The sequence below is a fragment of the Actinospineispora spinosispora DSM 44797 genome (assembly GCF_000429025.1).
Taxonomy (GTDB): domain Bacteria; phylum Actinomycetota; class Actinomycetes; order Mycobacteriales; family Pseudonocardiaceae; genus Pseudonocardia; species Pseudonocardia spinosispora.
Map to the genome: position 1 here is coordinate 74777 of NZ_AUBB01000021.1, position 25841 is coordinate 100617.

General features: G+C 70.6%; 25 protein-coding genes. 15 read left to right on the forward strand and 10 right to left on the reverse strand.

The window, feature by feature from the left end; all coding sequences use genetic code 11:
- Positions 1–10 precede the first annotated feature (10 nt).
- Positions 11–1012: a hypothetical protein gene (locus G406_RS45670; protein ID WP_156934751.1), complete on the forward strand. Its 1002-nt coding sequence runs from the start codon at positions 11–13 to the stop codon at positions 1010–1012.
- 29 nt (positions 1013–1041) lie between these two features.
- Here G406_RS45670 and phtC read toward each other — a convergent pair whose 3' ends face one another.
- Positions 1042–1758 (reverse strand): 3,4-dihydroxyphthalate decarboxylase, encoded by a 717-nt coding sequence (phtC, locus tag G406_RS0108865; protein ID WP_028933545.1) that lies wholly within the window; start codon positions 1756–1758, stop codon positions 1042–1044.
- 410 nt (positions 1759–2168) lie between these two features.
- Here phtC and G406_RS45675 point away from each other — a divergent pair, with 410 nt between their 5' ends.
- Positions 2169–2987, forward strand: a complete 819-nt coding sequence (locus G406_RS45675; RefSeq protein ID WP_051341848.1) for a FadR/GntR family transcriptional regulator — start codon at positions 2169–2171, stop codon at positions 2985–2987.
- Positions 2988–3126: 139 nt separating this feature from the next.
- Here G406_RS45675 and G406_RS0108875 read toward each other — a convergent pair whose 3' ends face one another.
- From G406_RS0108875 to G406_RS0108885, 3 genes are read right to left on the reverse strand one after another with little or no spacing between them, the layout of a single operon-like run.
- Positions 3127–4149: an amidohydrolase family protein gene (locus tag G406_RS0108875; protein WP_028933546.1), complete on the reverse strand. Its 1023-nt coding sequence runs from the start codon at positions 4147–4149 to the stop codon at positions 3127–3129.
- On the reverse strand, positions 4146–4853 hold the full coding sequence (locus tag G406_RS0108880) for a 4-carboxy-4-hydroxy-2-oxoadipate aldolase/oxaloacetate decarboxylase (RefSeq protein WP_028933547.1): 708 nt from the start codon (positions 4851–4853) through the stop codon (positions 4146–4148). Before G406_RS0108880 ends, G406_RS0108875 begins: the two co-directional genes overlap by 4 nt.
- Positions 4850–5968: a zinc-dependent alcohol dehydrogenase gene (locus G406_RS0108885; protein ID WP_028933548.1), complete on the reverse strand. Its 1119-nt coding sequence runs from the start codon at positions 5966–5968 to the stop codon at positions 4850–4852. Before G406_RS0108885 ends, G406_RS0108880 begins: the two co-directional genes overlap by 4 nt.
- A 115-nt stretch (positions 5969–6083) precedes the next feature.
- On the opposite strand from G406_RS0108885, the gene G406_RS0108890 reads away from it, so the two are divergent.
- Together G406_RS0108890 and G406_RS0108895 are read left to right on the forward strand one after the other, a co-directional pair.
- A complete protein-coding gene (locus G406_RS0108890; RefSeq protein WP_028933549.1) occupies positions 6084–7028 on the forward strand; it encodes a substrate-binding domain-containing protein in 945 nt (314 codons plus the stop codon).
- A gap of 36 nt (positions 7029–7064) precedes the next feature.
- Complete coding sequence (locus G406_RS0108895; protein ID WP_084215895.1) at positions 7065–7517, forward strand: RpiB/LacA/LacB family sugar-phosphate isomerase; 453 nt, start codon at positions 7065–7067, stop codon at positions 7515–7517.
- A gap of 493 nt (positions 7518–8010) precedes the next feature.
- Here G406_RS0108895 and G406_RS0108900 read toward each other — a convergent pair whose 3' ends face one another.
- The 6 genes from G406_RS0108900 to G406_RS0108925 form a co-directional block, all read right to left on the reverse strand.
- A complete protein-coding gene (locus G406_RS0108900) occupies positions 8011–8877 on the reverse strand; it encodes an alpha/beta fold hydrolase (RefSeq protein ID WP_028933551.1) in 867 nt (288 codons plus the stop codon).
- 10 nt (positions 8878–8887) lie between these two features.
- On the reverse strand, positions 8888–9739 hold the full coding sequence (locus G406_RS0108905; protein ID WP_028933552.1) for a 3-methyl-2-oxobutanoate hydroxymethyltransferase: 852 nt from the start codon (positions 9737–9739) through the stop codon (positions 8888–8890).
- A gap of 22 nt (positions 9740–9761) precedes the next feature.
- Entirely contained in the window at positions 9762–10262 is a 501-nt protein-coding gene (locus tag G406_RS0108910; protein WP_037075775.1) for a hypothetical protein, read from the reverse strand.
- Positions 10263–10271: 9 nt separating this feature from the next.
- On the reverse strand, positions 10272–11579 hold the full coding sequence (locus tag G406_RS0108915) for an aromatic ring-hydroxylating dioxygenase subunit alpha (protein WP_028933554.1): 1308 nt from the start codon (positions 11577–11579) through the stop codon (positions 10272–10274).
- A 64-nt stretch (positions 11580–11643) separates the two neighbouring features.
- Positions 11644–12918: an NAD(P)/FAD-dependent oxidoreductase gene (locus G406_RS45680; RefSeq protein ID WP_051341849.1), complete on the reverse strand. Its 1275-nt coding sequence runs from the start codon at positions 12916–12918 to the stop codon at positions 11644–11646.
- Positions 12915–13238 (reverse strand): 2Fe-2S iron-sulfur cluster-binding protein, encoded by a 324-nt coding sequence (locus G406_RS0108925; protein WP_028933555.1) that lies wholly within the window; start codon positions 13236–13238, stop codon positions 12915–12917. Before G406_RS0108925 ends, G406_RS45680 begins: the two co-directional genes overlap by 4 nt.
- Before the next feature lie 61 nt (positions 13239–13299).
- Between G406_RS0108925 and G406_RS0108930 the strand changes: the two genes are divergently transcribed.
- The 11 genes from G406_RS0108930 to G406_RS45690 all read left to right on the forward strand — a co-directional run bounded on the left by G406_RS0108930 (position 13300) and on the right by G406_RS45690 (position 25837).
- Positions 13300–14178 (forward strand): 2,3-bisphosphoglycerate-dependent phosphoglycerate mutase, encoded by an 879-nt coding sequence (locus G406_RS0108930; RefSeq protein ID WP_084215896.1) that lies wholly within the window; start codon positions 13300–13302, stop codon positions 14176–14178.
- A gap of 82 nt (positions 14179–14260) precedes the next feature.
- Positions 14261–15187: an ABC transporter ATP-binding protein gene (locus tag G406_RS45685; protein ID WP_156934752.1), complete on the forward strand. Its 927-nt coding sequence runs from the start codon at positions 14261–14263 to the stop codon at positions 15185–15187.
- Positions 15187–16011: an ABC transporter permease gene (locus G406_RS0108945; protein ID WP_028933557.1), complete on the forward strand. Its 825-nt coding sequence runs from the start codon at positions 15187–15189 to the stop codon at positions 16009–16011. Before G406_RS45685 ends, G406_RS0108945 begins: the two co-directional genes overlap by 1 nt.
- 56 nt (positions 16012–16067) lie before the next feature.
- A complete protein-coding gene (locus G406_RS0108950) occupies positions 16068–17048 on the forward strand; it encodes an ABC transporter substrate-binding protein (protein ID WP_084215898.1) in 981 nt (326 codons plus the stop codon).
- A 48-nt stretch (positions 17049–17096) separates the two neighbouring features.
- A complete protein-coding gene (locus G406_RS0108955) occupies positions 17097–18170 on the forward strand; it encodes a cupin domain-containing protein (RefSeq protein WP_028933559.1) in 1074 nt (357 codons plus the stop codon).
- Positions 18137–19051 carry an AAA family ATPase gene (locus G406_RS0108960; protein ID WP_211241084.1) on the forward strand — a complete coding sequence of 305 codons (915 nt, stop codon included), beginning with the start codon at positions 18137–18139 and terminating at the stop codon, positions 19049–19051. Before G406_RS0108955 ends, G406_RS0108960 begins: the two co-directional genes overlap by 34 nt.
- A 157-nt stretch (positions 19052–19208) precedes the next feature.
- Complete coding sequence (locus G406_RS0108965) at positions 19209–20363, forward strand: ABC transporter substrate-binding protein (RefSeq protein WP_084215926.1); 1155 nt, start codon at positions 19209–19211, stop codon at positions 20361–20363.
- 14 nt (positions 20364–20377) lie between these two features.
- The gene (locus tag G406_RS0108970) at positions 20378–22132 is read left to right on the forward strand and encodes an ABC transporter permease (protein WP_028933562.1); all 1755 of its coding nucleotides are present in this window, start codon (positions 20378–20380) and stop codon (positions 22130–22132) included.
- Between the two features lie 21 nt (positions 22133–22153).
- Positions 22154–23299: an ABC transporter ATP-binding protein gene (locus G406_RS0108975; RefSeq protein WP_028933563.1), complete on the forward strand. Its 1146-nt coding sequence runs from the start codon at positions 22154–22156 to the stop codon at positions 23297–23299.
- Positions 23296–24552 (forward strand): MFS transporter, encoded by a 1257-nt coding sequence (locus G406_RS0108980; RefSeq protein ID WP_211241085.1) that lies wholly within the window; start codon positions 23296–23298, stop codon positions 24550–24552. The genes G406_RS0108975 and G406_RS0108980 overlap by 4 nt, the downstream gene beginning before the upstream one ends.
- A gap of 79 nt (positions 24553–24631) precedes the next feature.
- Positions 24632–25837, forward strand: coding sequence for a cupin domain-containing protein (locus G406_RS45690; protein ID WP_051341884.1), 1206 nt, complete (start codon positions 24632–24634; stop codon positions 25835–25837).
- Positions 25838–25841: the final 4 nt, after the last annotated feature.

The following is a 25841-nucleotide window of genomic DNA, read 5'->3' on the forward strand; positions in this document are numbered from 1 at the left end:
GGCGACAGCCATGCCGCCCGCAGCTGTCGAAGGCCGGGATCGTGCGCGGGACGTATGCCCGTCGCTTCTCGCGGGGGCATGCGCGGGCGCGTTCTCGCTGCCGAATCTGCCCGTCGAAGCCGACCCCGTGCGACTCGCGGCCGGTCTGGCGCCGTTGGCGGAAGCCGAACATGCCGAACACGTGCTGGGCTCGTCCGGTGAGGCGGCGGTCGCGCTCGAAGGCCCTGATGTGCTCACCGCCGAAGCGCTGCGATGGTCCAGGGAAGCGTCGACGGCGGTGTCGGCGTGCTGTGGTGACCGGCTCACCGAGGCAGCCTCGCTTCCCGACCTGCTGCGCTTCCTCGGGCCCGATCCGACCAGCTCGGAGATCACCTCGGCGATGCAGCTGGTGCCGCCGTACCTGAGCGGGGCGGTGGTCAGCGCCGACGCCGGGCGATCGGCCGCGTTCTTCGGACTGCGACTGCAGGACCTGGGGGAGCAGGGTGCATTGCTGGACACGGTGCGTGGCGTCCTCCCGCCCCCGCCACCGGGTTACCGGGCGGAGCTGGCCGGGCTTCCCGTACTGGCGGCGGCGTCGTACGACTCGGTCTCCACCGGCCGTTACCTGGGTAACGTCGCGGGAATCGTCGCGGCCGGCGTGATGCTCTCGCTCGGCCTACGTCGTCGGTCGGACGCGGGGCGCGCGGTCCTCGCCGCGTTGCTCGCGACCGGCTGGGGGCTGTGGCTGGTGCAGCTGAGCGGCCAAGGGCTGACTCCCTTCACGGTGGCTCTCGGCTCGCTCACCGCCGCGGTGGGGTGCGAGTTCACGGTCCTGCTCTGCCAGGGGCACGGGGAGCGATCGGTGCACAGGGCGGTCGGGCTCGCGGTGGCGAGTGCCGTTGCCGCGTTCGTTGTGCTCGGCCTCAGCCAGCTGGCGGTCATGCGACAGTTCGGCCTGTACCTGGCCGCCTCCGTGCTGCTGTCCTACCTGGCGGCTCGCCTCGTCATCTGGTGTCTGCCCGCCCGCCTGTGACTCGCGAGTGGACGCATGGCCGGTTCCGGTCAGTGCCCGGCGTGTTCGAGTTTCGCCACCGCGCTGCGCCAGACGAGGTCGTCGTTGAACCCGGGACCGAGGTCCGGCAACTCCGCGATGTCCTCCTCGCTCAGTTCCGGAACCGGGTTCCCGGAGCTGGTCGCGTGCAGCGTCATTCGTGCCAGCGACTCCAGGTTGAGAGCGCGCACCACGGCCTGGGCGACGGTCTCCCCGGTGGCGACGATGCCGTGACCGCGCAGGACGCACACCGGGGCGTCGCCGAGCGTGCCGGCCAGTGCCTTGCCCAGCTCGGAAGAGCTGATCAGTACGCCCCTCGGGTACACCGGGATCCCTCGGTCGGCAAGGCGCATCGCCGGGATGTTGTACGCGCCGATGATCGGACGCAGCGGCAGCCCCGCCAGGTCCGCCGCCACCACGGCGGGTGGGTGGACGTGTACGACGACCCGCACGTCCGGTCGGGCCAGCAGTATCTCCCGGTGGATCGGCAGCTCGTTGGGCACCGCGTATCCGGCCGGCGGTCGCGGTGTGCCCTCCAGCTCGATCCGGTGCACGTCCTCGGCCTCCGTGAACAGCAGGCCCCGCTCGCGCGGGCCTCGGCAGCGCACGCTCAGGGTGTCGTCGTCACCGCGGACACTGACGTGGCCCAGGATGTCTTCGGCCAGCCCCTGGTGGGCCAGTACCCGGCAGGCCAGCGCGATCTGCTCCGCGTCGCCGTGGTTGCTCAAGGAAGTCCTCCCGGTGTAGCTGTACGTCAGTCGGTGCGGCACCGGGTCCCGCCGATCGCGACGCGTCGATCACGGATGTGGATCCTGCGGCTGACTAAATGGACTAACAGATAGACCGTATGAGGATGCTGGTCGAAGTGTCAAGCGCAACCTCGGCCCGGTGTGACCCTCAGGGACCTGCCTTGAACTGTTGAGGTGACCTGCGCGAAGCGGTAGCAGCGGGGGGACTCATCCGATCAGGTGGGCGCAGCGCTCAGCGTCGCCAGCGTCGGCTCACGGTCGCCGGGGCGTGGTAACCATGCACGGCCACAGTCGGTACCGGCCTGCTGAAATCAGCCGGTCGCCGCCGGATTTCAAGAGGACACGACAGGTATGCACAGTCCAGACCCTGATGGCCTTATCATAAGGCCATGAACACCCAGCCCCAGGCCACGGCCGCTTCTGGATCGCCCGACCGCTCGGACATGTTCAGCAGGGTCAACGCGGGCCGGGTCTCGAACCTGATCGTGGAGCAGATTCGGCTCCTCATCCGCGACGGACAGCTCATCGCGGGCGACCGGCTGCCGTCCGAACGTGAGTTGGGCGAGCGTTTCGGGGTGAGCCGCGTGACCGTGCGGGAGGCGTTGCGGGGCCTCGAGGCCAACGGCCTGGTCACCATCAAGGTAGGTGCGCGGGGTGGGGCGTTCGTCACCGCACCGACGAGCGAGCAGGTGGGCGAGGGCATCTCGGACCTGCTCACCTTCTCGGTCGTGGAGCCGGGTGATGTCACCGAGGCTCGGCAGATCTTCGAGCTGGGGATCGTGCCGCTGGTCTGCCGCCGGGCCGACGAGCACGACATCGCCGAACTGCTGGAGATCTGCGACCGAGCCGAGGCGACGCTCGAGACGGAGAACGAGTACCCGGTGTCGTTGTCGGCGGAGTTCCACGTGCGAGTGGCCCGCGCCGCGCACAACCCGGCGATCGAGCTGCTCGCCCGCTCCTTCCACGGCCCGATACTGATGTCGCTCCTGCGTGCCCAGGAGAGCGATCCAAAAGTCGGTGTCGTGGGCACCAGGGAGCACCGCGAGTTCGTCGAGGCTGTGCGCATGCGCGACGTCGCGGCCGCCACCGCGGTGATGACGACGCACCTCGCCAGGACCGCGGAGCGGTTGCGTCAGTACAAGGCCGAAGGGGCGGGCGGCAACGAGGCAGGTGGAGGCACGCTCGGCAACCGGCCGTTGCGCGAGTGAGCGGCTCGTTGGGTGGCCCGCGACCCAAGGCGGGCACCGCGTGAGGCACCGCCGGGGTCCGCGCGGGTGAACCGAGCACCATGGCCGGTTCGCTCCGAGCAGCGATGACGTACCGCTCACCCGCGCGGACAGGGCCGGTTCAGCGGCCGGCGGCGGCGAGCCGGGCGTCGAGGCGCGGGTAGACGCGGCGAACGTTGCCCTCGAACACGTCGCGGCGGGCCCCGTCGTCCAGCTCGACGGCGTCGAGATAGGTCCTGGTGTCGTCGTAGTCCACGCCCGTCTTCGGGTCGGCGCCCCGCACCGCACCGAGCATCTCCGACGCGAACAACACGTTCCCCGGACCGATGACGTCGAGCAACAACCGCATCCCCGGCTCGTGGTACACGCACGAGTCGAAGAAGACGTTGCCCATGAGGTGGCTGTCGAGCGGTGGACGGCCCAGGCGCTCGGCCAGCCCCCGGAACCGGCCCCAGTGGTACGGCACCGCCCCGCCGCCGTGGGGGATCACGAAGCGCAGCGTCGGGAAGCGGCTGAACAGGTCGCCCTGCAGGAGCTGCATGAACACGGTGGTGTCGGCGTTGAGGTAGTGGGCCCCGAGGGTGTGCACCGCCGGGGCGCACGAGGCCGAGACGTGGATCATGGCGGGCACGTCGAGCTCGACCATGGCTTCGTAGAGCGGGAACCAGTGCTCGTCGGTCAGCGGGGGAGCTGTCCAACGGCCGCCCGACGGGTCGGGATTGAGGTTGGTGCCGACGAAGCCGAGTTCCCCGACGCAGCGCCGCAGCTCGGCGACGCAGTTGCCGATCGAACCCTCCGGGGTCTGCGGGAGCTGGCACACACCGGCGAAGTGCTCCGGGAACAGCTCGGTCACACGGTGGGTCAGGTCGTTGCACGCGCGGGCCCAGGAGCGGGCGAGCGCCGGATCGGGCACGTCGTGCTCCATCGCGGATGCCTGGGGCGAGAGCACCATGAGGTCGCCGCCTCGGTGGCGCAGCACTCGCAGCTGGTTGGTCTCGATGGCCTCGCGGATCTCGTCGTCGGTGGACGGGACGAGCACCGGTTCGTCCAGGCCGGGGTCGGCGAGCCGCGCCAGCTGAGCCGTGCGGAAGTCGCGGTGGCCGAGGGGCGGGCCGGTGAAGTGGCCGTGGCAGTCGATGATCATCGCTTGTCCTCCGTGGCCTCGATGTAGCGCAGGCCCTTGTCGCGTAGGCGCTCGCGCATGCCGGCGACGTCGAGGCCGAGCTCACCCGACCGGTAGCGGGTCCGGGTCCTGGCTTCCTTGTCCTCGCGCGCGGCCGCGGCCGAGGCCACATCGGGCACGTCCGCCAGTGGGACGACGACCACTCCGTCGTCGTCGGCGACGATGGCGTCGCCGGGCCGCACGAGCTGCCCGGCGCAGGTGATGGGCGTGTTGACGCTGCCGAGGGACTCCTTCACCGTCCCGAAGGCGGAGACGCACCGCGACCACACGGGGAATCCCAGGTCGGTCAGCTCCGCGACGTCGCGGCAGCCGGCGTCGATCACCAGGCCCAGCACGCCGCGAGCGACGAGGGACGTGGCCAGCAGCTCACCGAAGTAGCCCGCCTCGGAGCGGGTGGTCGGTGCCACCACCAGTACGTCACCCGCGCGGCACTGCTCGACGGCGACGTGGATCATCCAGTTGTCGCCCGGCGGCACGCTGACGGTGACCGCCGTGCCGGCGATCCTGGCGCCGGAGTAGATCGGCCGCAGCCGTGGCGCGAGCAGGCCGGTCCGGCGCTGCGCCTCGTGCACGGTCGCCACGCCGAAGCGGGCCAGCTCCTTCACCGAGGCCTCGTCGGCCCTCGGCGGGTCGGTGACGACGACCCCGACGTCGGAGGCGCTCACCTGACACCGGCCCAGGGGAGCAGCGACACGTGCACGACGTCTTCCTCCACCTCGCCGCCCACGGCCCGGATGGCATGGTCGACCTGGTCGAGACCGAACGAGTGGGTGGCCAGCCGGTCCAGCGGAAAGCGTGCCGAGGCGAGTTGGGCGAGGGCGAGCTCGCAGGAGCGGTAGCTGTGCCCGCGGGCGCTCTTGATCGTGATCGCCTTCTCGGTGATCTTCTTGAGCGGGAAGTCCGGGAACGCGGCGAGCTCGCCCTGGACGACCATGACCCCCTCACGGCGGGTGAGGGCGTCGACCCCCAGCAGCACCGGTGCGGTGCCCGCGCCCGCCGTGCAGTCGAGCACCACGTCGACGCCCTTGCCCCGGGTGACGTCGCGGACCACGGTGAGCGGGTCCTCGACGGTCACGTCGACCACGTGGTCGGCGCCGAGATCCTTGGCGAGCTGAAGCCGGGCGGCGTCGCGGGTCGTGCCCGCCACGATGATGGTCGAGGCGCCGGCTTGCTTGCAGGCGACCACCTGGGAGAGGCCCTGCTGACCGGGGCCCTGGACCAGGACGGTCGAGTCGTATCCGACGCCGGCCGCGACCAGTGCCCACTCGATTCCGTTCGACAGCGGGGTGACCAGGCCGGCGAGCTCCGCGGAGACGCCGTCGGGTACCGCGTGCAGCACGGCGTTCCACGGCAGGTACATGTACTGGGCGAACCCGCCCCACAGGTGGTACGGGTTGTCGGCGGAGGTGTAGCCGTAGCGGCGCGCGTCCGGGTTGGTCCGCCAGTCGGTGTTCTCGCAGTGGCGGTACTCGCCCGCGTGGCACCACTCGCAGTGGAAACAGCCCACGTAATGCTCGACGAACACCCGGTCGCCCTCGGCCACGCCGTGGCGGCGTGTGAACGCGGGGCCCGCGTGGGCGATCGTCCCGACGTTCTCGTGGCCCATGATCACCGGCGCGTCGAACGGCGGCTTACCGTACATCTTCACGTCGGTCCCGCAGATGCCGGCGACCTCGACCTTGAGCAGCGCCCCGTCGTCGGGCACCTCGGGCATGGCGAAGCTGCGCACCTCGGTGCGCCCGGGTGCGGTGCGTACCGCGGCTAGGACGTCCTCTGCCATCACGGCCCTCTCGTCGATGAACGGACTATTGGTCTGTCGTTAGACCTCAATGGTAGAGTTCGTTCGTCGGTACGGCCAGAGGTGGCTGCCGGACGACCGAGCGGAGGCAGGACGAATGGCCGAGCTGCACCTGAGCACCCTCACCAGGGCCCAGGGGGCCAACGCCGCCCTGCTCGACGGGTCGGTGGTTCCGAGCGCCGGAGTGTTGGACGTCGTGGACGTGCCGGTCCTGGTGCAGGGCTTCCGCCGGATGGTGCGGAACCTGGAGTTCGACGTCGCCGAGCTGGCGGCCACGACCTATCTGGTCGCCAAGGCGCACGGCGCCCGGTTCACCGCGCTGCCGGTGTTCCTCGTGCGCGGGTTCCACCACGGCGCGCTGCAGGTCAGCGCCAGTTCAGGCGTGCACGGACCGGCGGACCTCGAGGGTCGCAGGGTCGGGGTCAGCCGCGGCTACACCGTGACGACCGGCGTGTGGGCGCGTGGTGTGCTGTCCGAGGAGTACGGCGTCGACCTGGACCGCGTCACCTGGGTGCTGTCCGGGGACGAACACGTCGCGCAGTACCGCCCGCCGGCCAATGTCGTGTCGATGGGTGCCGGTGAGGATCTCGCGGGCCTGCTCGGGTCCGGCGGGATTGCGGCCGCCATCGGCGCGGGCGTGGAGCACCCCGACGTCGTCCCGCTGATCCCCGACGCCGAGGAGGCGGGGCTGCGGGCCCTGCGCCGTGACGGGTTCCATCCGATCAACCACCTCCTGGTGGTCCGCGACGAGCTGCTGGAGACGTACCCGGGGCTCGCCGAGTCGGTGTTCGAGGCGTTCGCCGAGGCGAAACACCGCTACGTCGGGCGTCTGCGGGCCGGGATCGCCGACCCGACGAAGGACGACCGCATGCATCTGCGGGTCATGGACGTCACCGGTGCGGACCCGTTGCCGTACGGCATCGAGCCCAACCGGGCGGCACTGGAGCGACTGCTCGACCACGCCGTACGTCAACACATCCTCGCCGAGCGTCCGAGTATCGACACGTTGTTCGCCAAGGGCACACACGACCTGATCGCCTGACCGGTGCCTCAGGGCGCTTCCCGAAGGGGTACATCGATGAAGATAGCGATCGTCGCCGACCACAACGCCGTGCCCATGAAGGCACGCCTCGCGGGGTGGCTGCGCCGACACGGGCACGAGGTCGACGACCTCGGGGTGCACGACGATGTTGTCGTCGACTACCCGCTGCTGTGCGAGGACCTGGGCGCGCGGGTCGTCTCGGGTGCCGCCGGCCTCGGCATCGTCCTTGGCGGTAGCGGCAGCGGGGAGCAGATGGCCTGCAACAAGATCCGGGGGATCCGGGCCGCGCTCTGCCACGACACGTTCGTCGCCGAGATCGCCCGAGGGCACAACGACGCGAACGTGCTGGTGATGGGTGCCAAGGTCGTGGCACCCGACCTGGCCGAACGCATACTCACGACCTGGCTGACGACCCCCTTCAAGGGCGGGCGCCACCAGGAGCGGGTAGACCAGATCATGGCGTTGGACCGAGGCGAGTCACTCCGCTAGCGGTCGCGTGCCGGGCAGCCCGCACAGAGCGAGTGCACGCCGCACAGAGGCCCCACGGACCGGGCCTCTGTGCGGAGTAGCGCGATCCCGGATTGTGAGCTGCGGCTTTGTCGGTGGCCCTGTCTACTACGGTCTGGACCGGGGACGGATTGGCACGTGGCGGTTATGGCCTGCCGGGCGGCGGTGTGGTGTGCGGGCTGCGCCCCGGATCGGAGCCCACCAGTCTCGCCGGCACCGCCGGTCTCCCGTCGCAGAGCGTCGTGTTGTGTCGCAGACGCTGCAGTGTCTGCGACACGACGTGAAGCTCTGCGAAGTCGAGCTCAGTGCGGTCACCGGGCGGCTTCTCATGACCACCACGGTGTGGTGGCTGAATTTCCGCCTGGATTCAGCTACCACACCGTGGTGACCTTGCTTGAGGGCTTTCGGGCGCAGCCCGCGTAGAGAACCTCTGTGCGAGCTGCCCCCGCGAGGCGGTGCATGTGGTGTGCGGCAATCAGGTTGCCGTGTGGTCGGTGACGGAGTCTAGGAAGGCCAGCAGTCGGGCGGGGGCCGTCTCCTCGGTCTGCGCGGCCACCGGCACGTCCCACAGCTGCGAGGCGGGCAGGCACTCGTGCAGGAACCACGCGGCGGAGCGCGCGTGCGAGGCGTCCTGGCCGGGCACGACCAGCGCGGGCACGTCCAGCAGCAGCAGGTCCTCCGGTTCGGGACCGGGCACGCTGTCGCGGTCGAACATGGTGCGGCACAGACCGTCGAGCACCGTTCGGTACCGCACCGGGTCGAGCGCCACATAGGCGGCGGCAAAGTCGGGATCGGTGCGCAGCGCAGTGGCCCATGGCCCGAGGCAGGGGTCCTCGCTGAACCCCGCTTCGGAGCGTTGTGCCCGGTCGGCGACCGCGGTCATCCCGCGCTCGGCGACGAACGCGGCGTGCCGCTGGAAGCGCTGGTGCTGGATCATCCGGTAGCGGGCGCCGCCCGCGGGGGAGTAGAGCACCATCGCGGCTGTGCGGTCGGGGTGGGCGACGGCGAAGGTGGTGGCCACCGAGCAGCCCACGCAGCCGCCCATGACGAACGCGCGGTCGATCCCGAGGTGATCGAGCAGCCCCCGCGCCTGGGTGGCGTAGTGGGCCCAGGTGACCCGCTCGACCCGGCCGCCGGACCGGCCGGACTCGCGCCGGTCGAACGCGATGCAGCGGTAGTGCTCGGCGAGCCTGCGCACGAGGTTCGTCCGCTGGTAGACGCCGTGCGTGGCCCAGTTGTCGAGCGTCGCGTTGAAGCCGCCGGGCGAGAGCAGCAGTAGCGGCCTGCCCTCGCCCCACAGTTCGTATCGCGTGGCCAGTCCGTTGATCGTGGTGGTGGGCATGGTGCTCCCGTCAGAGCTGCTCCGAGTCGTCTTCGAGCGGGATGCCGCCTCGGATCTGCCTGCCCGACCGCACGTCGGCGGCGTAGGCCCTGATCGCGTCGTGGCTGATCCGGGCGACGTCGGCGTAGGTGTCGGGTGTGTCGTCGAGACCGTCCGCGCCGTACCCGATCGCCGCGGTGGCCATCCGGACCCGGCCGTCGAGCCACGGGCCGCCCCCGAAGCCGCCGAGCACCGGGACCGACACCGCCCGTGCGACCGCCGGGCCGACGACCGCGCCGGAGTTGGTGAAGTTGAGCAGCGATGCTCCGGCGGCCTCGAGGGCCTTCGCCTCGGCGACGAGCTCGTCCTTCATCTCGGGCGGGACCTCGCTGCCGGGCCCAGGGGTGGCGGTGTAGGCGACGCCGTAGCGCAGGGCCGTCTGCGGGGTGATGCCGAACTGGGCGAAGACCGGGATACCGGCGCGATGCACGGCGGTGACGGCGTCGAGATGGTCGGCGGCCCCGTCGAGCTTGACCAGGTCGACGCCACCCTCCTTCACCAGCCGGATCGCCGCGCGCACCGCACTGTCGGGCCCCTCCTGCAGCGGACCGAACGGGAAGTCGCACGACAGGAGCGCGCGCCGGACCCCGCGCCGCACCGCCTGGCAGACGATCAGCAGCTGGTCCATGGTGATCTCGAGCGGGTTGGGCTGACCCCACAGGTTGACCCCGACCGTGTCCCCCACCGACACGAGGTCCACGCCGGCCCGGTCGACGATCCGTGCCATCTGGTAATCCCAGGCGACCACGCCGACGATCTTGCGACCGTCGCGCTTCATCACCTGCAGCTCGGGCAACGTCACCCGCGCGGATGTGTGGTTCATGGTCGAGCCCTTCTCGGCGGAGTCATGCTCGGATCGCGCTCAGTACCTCGGCGACGTCCTCCTCGTCGCGGCTGACCAGCAGTACCTGGGCGTGCGGCCGCAGGGCGTTGACGGTGTCGGCGACGAGGGAGTGCTCGCCCAGCACGACACCGGCGGTCATGATCCCGCGATGGGCGCACGCCCGGCCGATGATCGACGCCGCCGTGCCGCTGCTGCCGGTGGTCGCGACCATCACGGCGACGTCGGCCTCGGCGAGCTCGACGTCGAGGCGGGTGGAACGGCCGGTGGTGGTGTGCAACGGCATGTCCGGGCCTCCAGGGTCCGGCCCGCCTGCGACGAGGGTGAAGAACCGCGCTCCGTTCCACGGTGCGCGGGCGAGGCGTCGGACGAGGGTCGCGGCACCGTCGTCCAGCGCCACGACCCTGGCGCCCCGACGCCCCGCGATCGGGGCGTCGATCCGGAACCGGGCCTCTGCCCGGCTCGTCGCGAGCGCACAGCTGCTCTGCAGGATGGGCTGCATCATCGTGCCCGCTCAGACCGACGCGTGCGGCTTGCCGAGCTCGGCGGTGAGCGCCTCGCGGCTGGATTCGATGAACGACGCATCACGGGGCAGCACGACCGCGGCCGAGCGGACCTGGTGGTGGGCCGGTTCGATGCCGGGGGGCGTGGTGCCCTCGTCGCGCAGGGCGAGCGCGGCCTTGCGCAGCTTCTGCCGGGCCTTGATGATCCCGGCATCGGCGGAGACCAGCCGCTCCTTCGACCGGTCGACGATCGGGCCCATGCTCTCCTGCAGCGAGGCGTCCTGGATGGCGATGCCCCTGACCCCGGAGAAGAGTTCGCCTCGGCGTTGAGCGTCCCGGTCCATCAGGTAGTCGTTGTCCTTGTTCGCCGTAGGACGGTAGGTGCCGGGCATGTTCTCGCTGTGCACACCGTGGCCGGCGCGCATGGCGTCGAGCTCGGCCTGGGTCAGCGGACGGGTCGGGTGGTAGTCGAACGAGTAGGTCCAGCAGTTGTCGTCGTCGATCGGGATCCACCAGTGGCCGTGCACCGGGTGGTCGCCACGCGGGGGGATGAGGGTGAAGCTGGGCATCACCCACGGCGTGATCCGCCAGTAGTAGGAGTCCTCCTCGGCGTTGCGCCGCGCCCCGACGAAGAGCCCGCCGTCGGCCTCGGCGACCTCGAAGTACGGGCGGAAGTCGGCCAGGTTGTACTCGTTGCCCTTGGCACCCTTGAACAGCGGGTCGTTCTTGAGGCCGCCGGAATGCAGCCAGGAGACGTGGCTGGAGTCGATGCCGCCCTCGAAGGCCTGCAGCCAGTTGCACTCCTGCCAGCGCTTCGACGTGTAGTTCTGCTCCGCGGCGACCTTCGCGAACTCGAACTCGGGCATCGGAGGGCGCTTGGCCGGGTCGCCCATGTGCGTCCAGAGCACGTCGCCGATCTTCACCAGCGGGTAGGCGCGGAGTTTGACGTGTGCGCAGAAGTTGCTCTCCTCCGGCTCCGACGGCACCTCGACGGCCTGGCCGGTGACGTCGAACTTCCAGCCGTGGTACGCGCAGCGGAGTCCGCCCTCCTCGTTGCGGCCGAACCAGAGCGACACCCCCCGGTGCGCGCAGAACTCGTCGATCAGTCCGTAGCGGCCCTCGCTGTCGCGGAAGGCGATCATGCGCTCGGACAGGAGCTTGACCCTGATCTGCGGGCACCCGTCCTCGGGTAGTTCCTCGGCCAGCAACGCCGGAATCCAGTACTGCCGGAACATCTCGCCCATCGGAGTGCCGGGCCCGGTCTGCGTCAGCAGATCGTTGATCTCCTTCTTGAGCACCGTCGACTTCCTTTCACCCACTGCGTCGTGATGTCGGAGGAGCCGCCCTGGCGCCACCGAATAACCAATGTTAAGACCATTAGACCTATAGGTCCAGAGTGTGCGTGCCGCGGTTCGGACCGGCCGGCACGAGGAGCTCCTTCAACGGTCGGCCGGTGTCGCGCGCCAGGTCCGGGGGGATCGCCGCGCCGGTGCCGAGTGCCTTGCGCACCACGAGGTAGTCCACGGGGGAGTTCACCGCGTCGACGGCTACCACCGCCCCGTTGCGGTAGTAGAGGACGGAGAACCGCTCGGCGTCGAGGTCGCCGCGCACCACGGACTCGTCGTGGCCGGTCGACAGACCGGCGATCTGCAGCTTCAGGTCGTATTGGTCCGACCAGAACCAGGGGACCTCCGGCGCGGGTGGTGGAATGCCCGCCAGCGTCGCTGCGGCTGTCTTCGCCTGGCTCACGGCGTTGGCCACCGACTCGAGCCGGACCAGGCCGACGCCCGTGGTCGGGTGCGGCATCGCGGTGCAGTCGCCGGCCGCGACGATCCCGGCGTTCCCGGTACGTGCGTGCCGGTCGACCACGACTCCGCCGTCGCAGTGCAGGCCGATCGCCTCCGCCAGCTCGGTGCGCGGGACGACCCCGATGCCGACGAGCACGAGGTCCGCCGGCAGCTCGGTGCCGTCGGTGAGCCCGACGGCACTGACCCGGCCCGCGTCGCCCAGTACTCGCGCGACCGCCGAGCCGAGCAGCACCGCGGTACCGCGTCGTTCGTGCGCGGACCGGTAGAAGTCCGAGACCGTGGGGGCGACCGAGCGGCCCACCAGTCGGTCCGAGGCCTCGACGATCACCACGTCCTTGCCCAGCGTCCTGGCGACAGCGGCTGCTTCCAGGCCGATGAACCCGCCACCGACGACGACCACCCGTCGCGCGGCGTCGAGCGCAGCGCGCAGGAGCACGGCGTCGGCCATGTCGCGGAGATGGTGCACCCCGGCGAGGTCGGCGCCCGGGACGGCCAACCTGCGGACCCGCGCGCCCGTGGTGAGCGCGACCTGATCGAACGCGAGCGTGCGGCCGGTGCTCGTGGTCGCGCTGCCCTCGGCGGTTCCAGGACGGAGGGCCAGTCGCTCGACCCGTTCGCCGGTGATCAGCTCGATGCTGCGCTCGGCGTAGAACGCCGGGGTGCGGAATGCGAGTTTCGCGGTGTCGGTCCCGCCGAGCAAGAACGCCTTCGACAGCGGTGGCCGCTGGTAGGGCGGGTGCGGCTCAGCGCCGACCAGCATCACCGGACCTGTCTCGCCTGCCTCGCGCAGGGAGACGGCCAGCTGTACGCCCGCCTGGCTAGCGCCGACGATGAGGGTTGCGGGGCTCACGGCTGCTCCGGTGGGATTTCGACGGTCAACCCGTCCAGCTCCTCGGTCAGCGTGAGCTGGCAGGAGAGTCTGCTGCCGGGACGGCGCTCGGAGACGGCGAGGTCGAGCAGTGCCTCCTCGAGATCGTCGGGCTCCCCGACCACATGGGCGAAGTCCTCTCGCACCCACACGTGGCAGGTCGCGCAGCTACAGTTCCCGCCGCACTCGGCGATGATTCCGGCGACACCGTTCTGCGTGGCCGCCGTCATCACCGAGTCGCCGATCCGGGCGTCGACACCGGTCTCCGTGCCGTCCGCGAGCTGGAAAACGACCTTGGGCACGTGTGCCTCCTTGGGCAACCGGGTCTGAGTCAGATGGCTATTGGTATGACATCATACCGCGATGAATGCCGCTCGCCCAGCCTTTCCGGGGAACCGCGCCGGTACTCGGAGTGACAGCGCGGAGCCGGCCGCCGGCGAGCCGAGTGCCCCGGGCGTGCTCGTGCTGTTGCGCCACGGCTACAGCGTCGGCAACGCCGAGGGCGGCTTCACCGGGTGGCTGGACGTGCCGCTCGCGCCGCGTGGGCGGACGGAGGCCGCACGGGCCGGCGCGTTGCTCGTCGAGCAGGCTCGCACGCCCACGGTCGTGCACGCCTCGGTGCTGCAGCGGGCGGTGGACACGGCTCGGATCGTCGCCGACGTCGTCGTGGCGGCGGGGTCGCCCCGGCCGCCGATACGGTGCAGCTGGCGGCTCAACGAGCGCCACTACGGGGCTCTCCAGGGTCGGTCCAAGGTCGAGGTGCTCGACCGGTACGGCGGTGCGCAGTTCACGCGCTGGCGGCGTTCGTACTGGTCCTCGCCACCTCCGCTGGCACCCGATGACCCGGCGCATCCCCGGCGCGACCCGCGTTATGCCGAGATCCCCGACGAGCTGTTGCCCGGCGCCGAGTCGCTGGCCGACGTCCGGGCGCGTCTGCTTCCGTACTGGCGGGTGATCGTGGACGACCTGCGTCGGGGTGAGTCGGTGCTGGTGGTGGCGCACAGCAACTCCCTGCGGGCGCTGTGCATGCACCTCGACGGGCTGGGGGAGCGAGAGGTCGAAGGTCTCGAGGTTCCGACGGGGGTGCCGCTGCACTACGACCTCTCTTTCGCTCCGGATGGTCGTTCGGAGCCTCGGCCCGTCGTCCGTGGCGGCGTCTATCTCGATCCGGTCGCGGCTCGCGCCGGCATCGCGGAGATGGCCGTGCGGGGCTGGTCACGGGCCTGCGGCGACGGTGCGTGAGTGTCGTGCGGACCGCGGTTCCGTGTCTGCGGTCACAGCGAATCCTTGCGATGGTCTGTTGTTAGACCGTATGCTCATTCGCATGGTTCGGAACACAGGCTCCGCAGAGACGCACCCCGGGACGGGCAGGTCCGACGTCCGGGACGGGCCGATCGCCGGCGGCATCCTCGCCGGATCGGTTCGGCCCGACGCCCCCGGAACCGGCACGACGCTCGCGCACCTCTCCGCCCGTGACGTCCGGATCGAGTACCGGTCGCCCGGTTCCAGCGACGCCGACAGCACCCTCGCGGTCGACAACGCGAACCTGGAGCTGCAGCGCAGCGACTTCGTCTGCGTGGTCGGCCCGTCGGGCTGCGGGAAGACCACGTTCCTCAACGCCGTCGCCGGGTTCCTGCCCATCCAGGGCGGCTCCCTCGAACTCGACGGCAAGGACATCCCGGGTCCCGGTCCCGACCGTGCGATGGTGTTCCAGCAGGCCAGCCTGCTGCCCTGGCGCACCGTTCTCGACAACGTCACCTACGGCCTCGAACTCGGCCGGAAGCTGAAGCGGGCGCAGGCCCGCGACCGCGCCAGGGGGCTCCTCGACACGGTCGGCCTCTCCGGGTTCGGCGACCGCTACCCGGCCCAGCTGTCCGGCGGGATGCAGCAGCGGGTGAACCTGGCCCGCGCACTGGCCGTCGATCCCGAGCTGCTGCTCCTCGACGAGCCGTTCGCCTCGATCGATGCGCAGACCCGCGAGGTCATGCAGGCCGAGCTGCTGCGAATCTGCACGGCTCGCCACGTCACGGCACTGTTCGTCACGCACGACATCACCGAGGCGGCCTTCCTCGCGGACCGGGTGTGCGTGTTCAGCCCGCGCCCCGGCCACATCGTCCGGGAGATCACGGTGCCGTTCGAGCGGCCGCGCGACCAACGGCTGCGCCGCTCCCGCGAGTTCATGGAGCTCGTCGACGAGATCGCCGAGGCGCTCTACGGCCGAGCTGGCATACCGGATGAGGAGCTCCGCTGATGGCAACGGTGACACCGACCCGCGCACCCGCGCCGAGGCCGCCGTCGGCTCGTCGCGCGCCCCGTCGCCGGATCCATCCCAAGTACCTCTACGGCACCGCGGCCGTGATCACCGTGCTCCTGATCTGGCAGCTCGTCGCGGCACTGCGCATCAAGCCCGCGATCGTGCTGCCCGGCCCGTCGGACGTGGTCAAGGCGTTCGGGACCCTGTTCGCCTCGTCGACGATCTGGACGGACCTCGGCGCCAGCGGCAAGGAGCTGCTGTACGGCCTGGTGCTCGCCACCCTGATCGGGCTCCCGCTCGGGCTGATGATCGGCTGGTACGTGCGGCTGTCGTACGCGCTCAGCCCGTTGATCACCTTTCTCTACGCGACGCCGCGCATCGCGCTGACCCCGCTGCTGATCATCTGGCTCGGTATCGGTGACGCGTCGAAGATCGCGATCGTCTTCCTGATGGCGGTCTTCCCGATCCTGATCAACTCGGCGACCGGGGTCCAGAACCTCGATCCGGCGGTCCTGCGGGTCGCGCGGTGCTACGGCGCGAGCCACCTGCAGATCTTCCGGACCGTGGCATTGCCGGGTTCGGTGCCGTTCCTGGTCAGCGGGCTGCGGCTCGCCGTCGGCCAGGCGCTGATCGGCGTGTTCGTCGCCGAGCTCAGCGGAGCCTCGCACGGCGTCGGGATGATGATGAGCACCGCCGGGCAGCAGTTCCAGACCTCGACCGTCTTCGCGGGCCTGTTCATCTTCGCGTTCACCGGAGTCGTGCTGACCGGCGTGCTGCGCCGGGTCGAGCGGCGCTACGCCGCATGGCGACCTCAGACCTGACGCGCCGGACCTGACGCGGGCGCCCGGGTGCCCACACCACCACAAGGAGAACGACGATGAAGTCGGGTATGGCACACAGGGTCGGTGGGGCGCTGCTCGCCGCCGTCGCCGCCTCGGCCCTGGCCGCCTGCGGCAGTTCGGCGACCGGCGGCGGCACGGCCGACAACACGATCACGCTCAGCTACAGCCAGGTCGTCGCCGATGAGCTGCCGCTGTGGATCGCCGAGGACGCGGGGCTGTTCAAGGCCCAGGGGCTCGACGTGAAGCTGGTGAGCCTGAGCAGCTCCGACGGCTTCCCGGCGCTGGTGTCCGGGCAGACCCAGATGGCGTCGATCGGGGCGTCGGAGATGGTCTCGGGCGCCGCGGCGGGCGGTGAGGTCAGCTACCTGGCCACGCTCACCCCGGTGTTCCCCTACTCGCTCTACGCCAAGGTGGCCGATCCGAAAGAGCTCAAAGGCCGGCGGATCGGAGTGACCTCCACCAGCGGCTCGCTCTACATCGCCACGCTGGAGGCGCTCAAGCAGGTCGGCCTCGCCCCCACCGACGTGCAGCTCACCCCGCTGGGCTCGGTGACCAACGTCAACAACGCGCTGGTCGCGGGCACGATCGACGCCGCGCTCTCGCACCCGCCCGCCACCACCCAGATCGAGGCGGCCGGCTTCCACCCGCTGGTGGACCTCGCCAAGCAGAACATCCCGACGTCGAACGTCGGCATCGCCGCCACGAACGACTACGTCTCCGGCCACGGCGACCAGATCCGTCGCTTCATGGTCGCACTGCAGCAGGGGATCAAGCGCGAGAAGTCCGACGAGGCCTACTCGTCGCGGGTTCTCGGCGCTCACCTCCAGATCACCGATCCCCAGGCGCTGCACGAGACCTGGCAGTACTACGCCGGCGAGGTGCTGCCGGACGTCCCCACCCCGACGGTCGAGCAGTTGCGGACGTCGGTGACCGAGCTGGGCCCGTCGGTCCCCGGGGTGCGGGATCTCGACGTCTCCCGGCTGGTCAACGCCAGCTTCCTCGCGCCGTCGGCCTGACCCCGCCGCACGGACCACCACCTCTCCCACCCTCAGAAAGGCCTCACTGTGACCGCAGCGTCGCGCACCACCACCGAGGTGACGCACTACCACATCCAGAAGAAACGGCGAGCCGCTTTCGTGGAGGAGTGGCGGAGCTACCAGAAGACAGTGGTCGCGCTGTCGGACGTCGAGATGATCGAGAGTGCCCGCGGCACCCGGGTCGGGGTCTACTGCGGCGTGGACGGCGACCGCCCGACGCGCACGATGGACGCGCTCGTGCACGAGATCGACCAGGGCGTCGTCTCGACGGTGCACCGCCACTCCTGGGACGCGATGGTGTTCGTCGTCGCGGGTCGCGGCTGGACCGAGGTCGACGGCGAACGGATCGAATGGGGGCCCGGTGACTCGCTGCACCTGCCGGCGTGGTCCTGGCACCGCTCGGGCAACGACAACGCCGAGACCGCGCGCTACCTGTCCTTCTCCAGCGAACCGATGCTGTCGACCATGGGCATGGCGGTGCTCGACGACCGGGGCCACACTCCCGTCGCCGAGCTCCCGGGGCGGCCGGACTACTCGGGTGAGATCGACGGCGCCGACCCGTACGCCCGCCGGGTCCGCCGGTTGGCGAAGGAGCAGCACCAGCGGCGCAACGGACGCCTGCACACGGACTGGGACGGTCTGGAGCTGCTGCCGACCCCCCGTGGCACCCGCACGACGTTCCTGCTGGACCGGGCCATCGGCTACCAGGCCTCCGGCATCACGATGGCGATGTTCGAGATCGGCCCCAACCGCGGCCAGTCGATGCACCGCCACCCGGGTGAGGCGTGGCTGTACGTCGTCGAGGGTGAGGGCCACAGCTATCTCGGCGAGGAGCCAGAGGGCGGCGTGAACCACCCGTGGAAGAAGGGCGACCTGATCGTCGTCGACCACTTCCTGTGGCATCAGCACTTCAACGACTCGCCGGACAAGACGGCGAAGGTGGTGCGCATCCACATGTTCGACAGCCTGCTGGAGACCATGCGGGTGCTGATGGACCCGAAGGTGCTCTTCGAGGAGCCGCCGGACCACATCCGCGACGCCCAGGCCGGTAACTACCACGAGATCCAGTGGCCGGAGATCGTCCGACCCACCTGGCCGTGAGCCCGGTGGCCACCCATCTGCCGCCGGGGCTGCTCTCGGTACACGCCCTCCCGGCCGACCATCACGACGGGCCGTGGGACCACATCCTGGTGCCCGACGGGACGAAGGAGCGGTTGCTCAGCCAGACGCTGCTGCGCCTGCGCCACGGCCGGGAGCTGCGCAACCTGCCCGGCATGCCGCACGGGCTGATCGTCCTCGCCGGCCCACCCGGCACCGGGAAGACGACGTTGGCACGGGGGCTCGCGCAGTCCGCGGCGCGAGCACTGGCGCCGATCGGGGCCACGACCTACATCGAGATCGACCCGCACGCGTTCCCGAGCGAGATGCTCGGGGAGAGCCAGCGCAACATCACCCGGCTGATGACCGACACGCTGCCGGAGTTCGCCGCGCGCCGGCCGCACACGGTGGTGCTGATCGACGAGGTGGAGAGTTTCGCCGTGCGCCGCTCCACCGCGTCGTTCGGCAGCAACCCGGTCGACGTGCACCGGGCCACCGACGCGGTGCTGGCGGGTGTCGACTTCCTTGCCGAGGCCCACCCCCGGATCGTGTTCGTCGCGACGACGAACTTCCCCGAAGCCGTCGACGAGGCGTTCCTCTCCCGGGCGGACCTGGTGCTCAACCTGGCCCTGCCCGACGAAGCGACCATCGCGGCGATCCTGCGCCGCACGCTGGCCGAGCTGGCCGGTATGTGGGAGGGCGTCCGCCCGCTGGTCGCCGACGAGGGCCTGCACCGGAAGCTGGCCGCCCGGTGCGCGGGCTGGGACGGGCGCCGGGTGCGCAAGCTGGTGCTGACCGCACTGGCCCAGCGCCGCGAGGTGGCGCTGAATCCGGGCCTTCTCGAGGCGGGCGATCTGCTCACCGCGGCGGAGGCGACCGGCTGAGTCCGGTGCTCGACCCGTGGCGCGAGCGTGCGCCACCTCGGCCGGATCGGCGCGGTTCCGTGTACCAGCGGTCGCCGGCCCGGCCTGCCTGCGCCCTCGTGCGGCGCCGGTGCACTGACGTCGACCTGCTCGATCGTCCATCTCTGGGAGCCCGATGATGTGCTCGTCCCGACGACCCCCCACCTCCGCCCGTTCCGGCCCCGGGAGCCGGCCGCTCGCCCGGATCACCGGGGTTGCCGCCGTACTCCTCGTCCTCGCCGGCTGTTCCTCAGGGCTCGCCGACAGCCCGGGAGCCGGGCCCGCCAGGGGCGCCTCCGACGCCTACGCGGCCTACACCGGACTGACCGGCCAGGCGCGAACCGACAAGCTCCTCGCCGACGCGAGGAGCGAGGGTGGCGAGCTCGACGTCTACACGTCCAACACCGACATCCAGTCCCTGGTCGACGGCTTCCAGGCGGCCTACCCGGGCATCAAGGTCAACGCGTTCCGGGCCAACTCCGAGACCGTCCTGCAGCGGGTGCTGCAGGAGACCTCCGCCCACAAGACCGCCAACGACGTCGTCGACACCAACGACTTCGAGCTGCGCGTGCTGAACGGCCAGGGCGCCCTCGCCACCTACGACGGGCCCGCGAAGGCGAACCTCCGCAAGGACGCGGTGTTTCCCGGCTGGCAGGCCGAGCGCTTCAACGCCTTCGTCGTGGGATGGAACACCGCGCAGGTGGGCGACGGTCAGGGCCCCGGGGACTTCACCGACCTCGCCGACCCGAGATGGAAGGGCAAGGTGGCGCTCGAGGTCGGTGACTGGGACTGGTACGCCTCGATGCACAGCTACCTCACCGACGTGCGGAAGATGCCGGCCGCCGACGTCGACGCGCTGTTCCAGAAGATCGTGGCCAACGCGAAGGTGACGAAGGGGCACACCGTGCAGGGTGAGCTGCTCAGCGCCGGCCAGTTCGCCGCCGCGGCCTCGGTCTACAGCCACACGATCGACAACGCCGCGGCGAAGGGTGCCCCGGTCGCCTGGCATCCGGTCACGAGCCCGGTCATCCTGCGCCCCAACGGTTTCGGCGTCATGGCCGCGCCGCGCCACCCCGCTGCCGCTCTGCTCTGGGCGGACTGGGTGCTCGGCGACGGCCAGCGGAGCATCGCCGGGTCGCACCGGATCCCGGCCGTCGAGAACGTGCCCGGATTCGCCGACCCCATCCCGGCCGGCACCCAGGTCTACACCGTGCCCGACTCGGTGATCAACGCCTCGGACAAGTGGAACAAGGCCTACGACGACCTGCTCCGCGGCGTCCCGCAGGCCGGCTGAGGGGAGAGCCGGAGATGACCACCACCACGCCGCCCGTCGCGGTCCGCACACCACCGGAGCCTGCCGGTCCCGCACCCCGGCGACGCAGGGGGCCCAGCCCGCAGGTACTCATCGTGGGCGCCGCGATCGTGATCGTCGGCTACCTCGCCGTCGTGCCGTTGGCCTACCTGTTCCATGACACCTTCACCGGCAGCCGCGGCCTGACGTTCGGGGCATTCGCCCGTGCCTACGGCGGCGACACGCAGGCCGGCCAGATGATGCTGAACTCGCTGGCCTTCGCGGTGGGGTCCTCGGCATTGGCGCTGGTCACCGGCACCGTGCTGGCCTACGTGCAGGTGCGCACCGACGTGCCGTTCAAAGGGCTGCTGTTCGCGGCGTCGCTCGTGCCGCTGATCGTGCCCGGCATTCTCTACGCCGCGGCCTGGATCTTCCTGGGCGATCCGACGATCGGCCTGGTCAACACACTGTTGCTGCGGCCGATCTTCGGCGTGAACCCGGTCAACGTCTTCAGCCTCGAAGGCATGATCTGGGTGCAGGGCCTGCACCTTGCTCCCGTGGCGTTCCTGCTGATGGTGGCCGGGTTCCGGGCGATGGACCCGTCGCTGGAGGAGTCGGCCGCGATGTCCGGCGCGCACCGCCTCACGGTGTTGCGACGGATCACCATCCCGCTGCTGCGCCCCGCGCTGATCTCCTCGGCGTTGCTGATGTTCGTGCAGTCCTTGGAGAGCTTCGAGGTACCGGGCCTGCTCGGGCTGCAGAACAACATCTACGTCTTCACCAGCCGAATCTACTTCGTGCTGCGCCAGTACCCCATCGACTACGGCGCCGCGGGTGCCTACGCGTTGGGTCTGCTGGCGATCGCCGCGGCCGGGGTGCTGCTCTCGGGCTGGCTGCAGCGCAACGCGCGCGGCTTCCAGACCGTCACCGGTAAAGCGTTCCGGCCTCAGCCGGTCCACCTCGGCAGGGCGCGGCCATGGGTCGGTGCGGGTGTCGTGGTGTTCTTCGTGGTGACGGTCGTGCTGCCGGTCGGCGTGCTCGTCTACGCCTCACTGCTGAAGTTCTACGCCGCGCCGTCGGTCGAGGCGATCGCGACGATGACCCTGGACAACTACGCGTCGGTGATCCGCAACCCGCTCGCCGGTACGGCGCTGAGCAACTCGTTGATCCTCGGGGTCGGGTCGGCCACCGTGGTGATGCTGCTGTCGGCGGTCGTCTCCTGGGTGGTCGTCCGCACCCGGCTGCCCGGCAGGCGGGTACTGGACCTGCTCGCGTTCACCCCGATCGTGATCCCCGGGCTGGTGCTCGGGCTGGCACTGTCGTTCGTCTACCTGCGGGTGCCGCTGCCGATCTACGGCACGCTGTTCATCCTGCTGATCTCCTACTGCACGCGGTACCTGCCCTACGGCATGCGCTACTCGTCCTCGGCGATGGCGCAGATGTCGAAGGAGCTGGAGGAGTCGGCGACGGTGTTCGGAGCTTCGTGGCTCCAGACCTTCCGACGGGTGCTGCTGCCGTTGGCCAGCAGCGGTGTGCTCGCGGGCTGGGTCTACATCCTCGTCGTGTCGTTCCGGGAGCTCTCCAGCACGATCCTGCTCTACAGCCCCGGCAACGAGGTGCTCTCGGTGCTGATCTGGGAGCAGTTCGAGAACGGCCAGTTCACCACCCTCGCGGCGCTGGGCGTCCTCATGGTGGTGGTCCTCGTCGGGCTCGTGTTCATCGCCTATCGCCTCGGCGCCCGTGTCGGGCTGCAGTCCGACACCGACCGCTGACCGGCACTCGGAGGAACTGACATGTTGATCGTCGACGGCCTCGTGAAGAGCTACGGCGGTGCGGGACGCGGGCGGGCCCGCGCCAGTGCGGGGAAGGCCCCCGATGGTGAACGCGTGTTCGCCGTCGGGGGCGCGAGCTTCGAGGTGGTCGAGGGGGAGCTGTTCACCCTCCTCGGGCCCTCCGGCTGCGGGAAGACCACGACGCTGCGCTCGATCGCGGGCCTGGAGAACCCCGACGGCGGCCGGATCACCCTGGCCGACCGCGTCCTGTTCGATGCCTCGGCCAGGGTCAACGTGCCGGCCAACCGTCGCGCGCTGGGCATGGTGTTCCAGTCCTACGCGATCTGGCCGCACATGAGCGTGTTCAAGAACGTCTCGTTCCCGCTCGACGTGCTGCCCCGTCGCGAGCGCCCCCGGCGTGCGGAGATCACCGAGCGGGTGGAGCGGGCACTGGAGGTCACCGAGCTCTCCGACTACGCCGCCAGGGCCGCCACCAAACTGTCCGGGGGCCAGCAGCAACGCCTCGCGCTGGCCCGCGCGCTCGTCATCCAGCCCGACCTCATGCTGCTCGACGAGCCGCTGTCCAACCTGGACGCCAAGCTGCGCGAGAACATGCGCTTCGAGCTGAAACGGTTGCAGCGCGAGCTCGGGCTCACCGCGATCTACGTGACGCACGACCAGTCCGAGGCACTGGTGATGTCCAGTCGGGTCGCGGTGATGAACAAGGGCCTGATCGAGCAGGTCGGCAAGCCGAGGCAGATCTACACGAACCCGGCGTCGCGGTTCGTCGCCGAGTTCATCGGCACGTCGAACTTCGTGAAGGGGATCGTGGTGTCCGTGGCCGGCGACGAGGTGTCCGTCGACACCATGGAGGGCCGGCTGGTCGTGCGTGGAGCGACGTCGCGGCCCCCGGTCGGCGACGAGGTGCTGCTCTCGATCCGACCCGAGTGCATCTCGCTGTCGGTGGAGCGGACCGCCGGCGCGGTCAACGAGTGGTCCGGTGAGGTGCTCACCAGGGCATTCCTCGGTGACGCCGTGGACCACGTCGTCGGGGTGAGCAAGCTGGAGATCCGCACCCGGTCCAACCCGACCCTGTCGATCGAACCCGGCACCCGAGTGCACCTGAACGTGGATCCGGCCAAGGTCACCCTGGTCCCGGCCGGGTGAGCGGCCCGGCCGAACGGGGTCGGACGCGGCTGCCCCCGGTCCTGCGCAACCGGGACTTCGACCTCTACTGGGGTGGCGTCGTCCTGAGCCAGGTCGGGACGCGGGCGGCGGTCGCGGCCAACCTGTACCAGGTCTACGAGCTGTCGCACTCGACGCTGCAGGTCGGCTTCGTCGGGATCGCCCAGGCCGTCGCGCTCGTGGTGCTCTCGCCGCTCGGCGGGGTCGTGGCCGACCGGATGGACCGGCGCCGGCTCCTGCAGTACACACAGGCGGCGGCACTGGTCGTGGCCGCGGTACTCGCGGCGGTGACCCTCTCCGGACGGGCGACCACGTGGATGGTCGTGCTGTCGTCGCTGCTCGCGACGGCGGCGGCGACCTTCGACCAGCCGGCTCGACAGGCGCTGATCCCGGCGCTCGTCCCACGCCACCAGATGGTGGACGCGATCGCGCTGATCAACCCCTCGCGGGAGCTTGCGGTGCTCACCGGGCCCGCGCTCGCCGGCGTGCTGATCGCGGCGGCGGGCCCGGGCGCGGTCTACCTGTTCGACGCCGTGACCTACGCCGTGCTGGTGGGGACGCTGGCGGCGGTCCGGGTGACCACGCCGAGGCCCGCCGGTCGAGCCGAACCCGTGCTGCGTGCCCTGGCCGAGGGCGCCGCGCAGTTCCGGCGGCGCCCGGTGGTCTGGCAGATGATGGGGCTCGACCTCGCCGCGACGGTGTTCAGCTCCTACCGGGTGCTGCTGCCGGCGTTCGCGCTCGATGTGCTGCACGCCGGGCCCACCGGCTACGGGCTGCTCTCGGCGGCGCCGTCGGCGGGTGCGCTGGTCGGTTCCGTGCTGGTCTTCCGGCTCGTCCGGTCCCGCCGGTCCGGCGTGCTGGTGCTCGTCTCGACCGCGGCGTACGGGTTCGTGGTGCTGGCGTTCGCGGAGGCCACCGTGTTGTGGCTCGCGCTCGCCCTGGCCGGCCTGCTGGGGGTGGCCGACGCCGTCGCCACCACCGTCCGGCAGGCCGCCGTGCAGGTGGAGACCCCCGACGAGCTGCGCGGGCGGGTGTCGGCGATCTACCAGATGGCTTCCCGGGGCGGACCCGCGATCGGCGACGGGCTGGTGGGCGCCGTGGCCGGCGCGCTCGGACCCGTCGAGGCGCTCACGATCGGTGGACTCGTGCCGATCGTGGCCGCCGGTGCGACCGCCCTGGGCGGGCGCACCGTCCGCGGTTACAGCATCGCCGCGTCCGGCCCAGCGCCCACCTGAATCCCGGCACGCCGGCATGCCGCTCGGCATGCCGGCCGGCACGACCACGCGCGAGCGCGCGTACGAAGGAGTGAGGACGATGTCGGTCGACACCGCCGCGAAGCAGGCCGATGCCGGTGACGGCGCGGGACGCTTCCTGCTCGACCCCTACCTGGACTGGGCGAAGGGCGAGGGGATACCGATCCACGACGACTTCGGGTTCGACCTGCTCGCGGTCGAGACCGGCCCGTGGGAGCGCTACGACGCTCGCGGCTGCTTCGCCCACACGCTGGGGCGCGGCGACTTCATGAGCAACTACGTGCTGGAGGTCGAGCCCACCAGGCGCACCCGGCCCGTGCGCCACCTCTACGAGGCGTTCTTCTACGTGCTCACCGGCTACGGTTCCACCACGGTGTGGCTTCCCGACGGCACCGAGAGCAGCTTCGAGTGGGGGCCCAAGGCGCTCTTCGCGATCCCGCTGAACTGCCGCTACCAGATCCTGAACGCCTCGGGTGTCGAGCCGGCGCGGCTGTCGTGCACCACCGACGCGCCGCTGCTGCTCAACCTGTTCCACAGCCCGGAGTTCGTGTTCGGCAGCGACGCGGCGTTCCCCGACCGGGTCGGTGCCGCCGCCCGTTTCGAGGGTGACGGCGAGCACTCGGTCTACAACCAGGACTCGGCGAAGGTACAGAACGTCTGGGAGACCAACTTCGTCCACGACCTGACCAGCTTCAAGCTCTACTCCTTCGAGGGCCGGGGCACGGGCTCGATGAACGTCAACTTCGTGCTGGCCGACGGCACCATGCACTCGCACGTCTCCCAGATGCCCGTCGGCCGCTACAAGAAGGCCCACCGGCACGCCGCCGGCACGCACGTGCACGCCGTCGACGGCGAGGGGTTCTCGCTGCTCTGGTACGAGGGCGACGCGGAGTTCCGGCGCTTCCCGTGGCGGCACGGGTTCATGTACTCCCCGCCGTTCTGGATGTTCCACCAGCACTTCAACACGGGGCCGACACCGGCCCGCTACGTGGCCTGCAGCCTCGGCAGCCGCAAGTACCCGTTCCTCGCGCTGCGGCGCAAGAGCGCCGAGGGCTCCGGGGCGGTGTCGGTGAGCCAGGGCGGGCGCCAGATCGAGTACGAGGACCAGGACCCGCGCGTGCACCGGATGTTCCTGGAGGCACTCCGGGAGGCCGGCGTGGAGTCGCGGATGGGCGACGCGTTCGACGAGGCCGCGATCATGGCCCTGCCGCCGGAGTCGCTGACCGGCGTGATCCACACGCCGCGCAGCACCGGCCCCGCGATCTGAACGG

Coding starts and splice junctions, on each gene's coding strand:
- G406_RS45670 (WP_156934751.1), top strand. CDS start 11: ATGCCGCCCGCAGCTGTCGAAGGCCGGGATCGTGCGCGGGACGTATGC.
- G406_RS45675 (WP_051341848.1), top strand. CDS start 2,169: ATGAACACCCAGCCCCAGGCCACGGCCGCTTCTGGATCGCCCGACCGC.
- G406_RS0108875 (WP_028933546.1), bottom strand. CDS start 4,149: ATGATCATCGACTGCCACGGCCACTTCACCGGCCCGCCCCTCGGCCAC.
- G406_RS0108885 (WP_028933548.1), bottom strand. CDS start 5,968: ATGGCAGAGGACGTCCTAGCCGCGGTACGCACCGCACCCGGGCGCACC.
- G406_RS0108890 (WP_028933549.1), top strand. CDS start 6,084: ATGGCCGAGCTGCACCTGAGCACCCTCACCAGGGCCCAGGGGGCCAAC.
- G406_RS0108895 (WP_084215895.1), top strand. CDS start 7,065: ATGAAGATAGCGATCGTCGCCGACCACAACGCCGTGCCCATGAAGGCA.
- G406_RS0108900 (WP_028933551.1), bottom strand. CDS start 8,877: ATGCCCACCACCACGATCAACGGACTGGCCACGCGATACGAACTGTGG.
- G406_RS0108905 (WP_028933552.1), bottom strand. CDS start 9,739: ATGAACCACACATCCGCGCGGGTGACGTTGCCCGAGCTGCAGGTGATG.
- G406_RS0108910 (WP_037075775.1), bottom strand. CDS start 10,262: ATGATGCAGCCCATCCTGCAGAGCAGCTGTGCGCTCGCGACGAGCCGG.
- G406_RS0108930 (WP_084215896.1), top strand. CDS start 13,300: ATGAATGCCGCTCGCCCAGCCTTTCCGGGGAACCGCGCCGGTACTCGG.
- G406_RS45685 (WP_156934752.1), top strand. CDS start 14,261: ATGGTTCGGAACACAGGCTCCGCAGAGACGCACCCCGGGACGGGCAGG.
- G406_RS0108945 (WP_028933557.1), top strand. CDS start 15,187: ATGGCAACGGTGACACCGACCCGCGCACCCGCGCCGAGGCCGCCGTCG.
- G406_RS0108950 (WP_084215898.1), top strand. CDS start 16,068: ATGAAGTCGGGTATGGCACACAGGGTCGGTGGGGCGCTGCTCGCCGCC.
- G406_RS0108965 (WP_084215926.1), top strand. CDS start 19,209: ATGTGCTCGTCCCGACGACCCCCCACCTCCGCCCGTTCCGGCCCCGGG.
- G406_RS0108970 (WP_028933562.1), top strand. CDS start 20,378: ATGACCACCACCACGCCGCCCGTCGCGGTCCGCACACCACCGGAGCCT.
- G406_RS0108975 (WP_028933563.1), top strand. CDS start 22,154: ATGTTGATCGTCGACGGCCTCGTGAAGAGCTACGGCGGTGCGGGACGC.
- G406_RS45690 (WP_051341884.1), top strand. CDS start 24,632: ATGTCGGTCGACACCGCCGCGAAGCAGGCCGATGCCGGTGACGGCGCG.